The organism is Micrococcus sp. HMSC31B01, from assembly GCF_001816085.1.
Lineage (GTDB): Bacteria > Actinomycetota > Actinomycetes > Actinomycetales > Micrococcaceae > Micrococcus > Micrococcus luteus.
On record NZ_KV825049.1, the window covers coordinates 1 to 895 of the forward strand.

Annotated in this window: 2 protein-coding genes; both read right to left on the bottom strand. The window is 71.2% G+C overall.

The annotated features are described in order from the left end of the window. Positions 1-282, bottom strand: a 282-nt coding sequence (locus HMPREF3105_RS04445; protein ID WP_305791325.1) for a TCP-1/cpn60 chaperonin family protein, incomplete at its 3' end; no start/stop codon positions are given. 320 nt (positions 283-602) lie between these two features. Then, positions 603-895 (bottom strand): LytR C-terminal domain-containing protein (locus HMPREF3105_RS04450; protein ID WP_141762428.1); only part of this gene is annotated, 293 nt, incomplete at its 5' end.

The following is an 895-nucleotide window of genomic DNA, read 5'->3' on the forward strand; positions in this document are numbered from 1 at the left end:
CAGCACGGTGGCGGTGGTGGTGCCGTCGCCGGCGACGTCGTCGGTCTTCTTGGCGACCTCCTTGACGAGCTCCGCGCCGATCTTCTCGTACGGGTCCTCGAGCTCGATCTCCTTGGCGATGGAGACGCCGTCGTTGGTGATGGTGGGGGCGCCCCACTTCTTCTCCAGCACCACGTTGCGGCCGCGGGGGCCGAGGGTCACCTTCACGGCGTCGGCCAGGGTGTTCATGCCCTTCTCCAGGCCGCGGCGGGCCTCTTCGTCGAATGCGATGGTCTTGGCCATGTGCAGGTCCTTTCTGGACGTCGGCTTCCTACTTCTGGTGGCTGACCCGCGCCGATGCCCGCGACGGACGGCCCCTGGGGGCCTCATCGGTGGACAGGTCCTCCTCCACGGCGCCGGACCGACCGGGGTACGGCTGGCAGTCGCGCCTTCGGAGTGCTAACCCCATTATGAGCACTCGCACCGGGAGAGTGCAAAGGGTCCGCGGTGCGGGAGCCCGCTCTTCCGCGGACGGCGGACGGCCCCCGGCAGAACGCCTCGGGAGGCGCCCCGCCGGGGGGCCGGGAAGGGTGCGCGTCCGGCACGGCCGCACGGCGGGCGGGTCAGCCGGTGACGACCACCGCGACGCCGTTCACCTGCAGGTTCGGGGTCTGCATGACCGGGAAGCCGAGCTCCTTGCCGACCGCCTCGGCGGCGGCCTTGTTGGCCGAGCCGTTGTACAGGACGGTGGAGGACTGGATGCCGTAGCCGCTCCAGTTCTTCGCGTCCACCGAGGTGTAGCCGGCGCTCGTGAGCCGCTGCGCGTAGGAGGCGGCGAGGCCCTGGGTACGGGTCGCGTTGTACACGGTGACGTGGGTGCCGCGCACGGCCGCGGACTGCGCGGCCGCACGAGAGC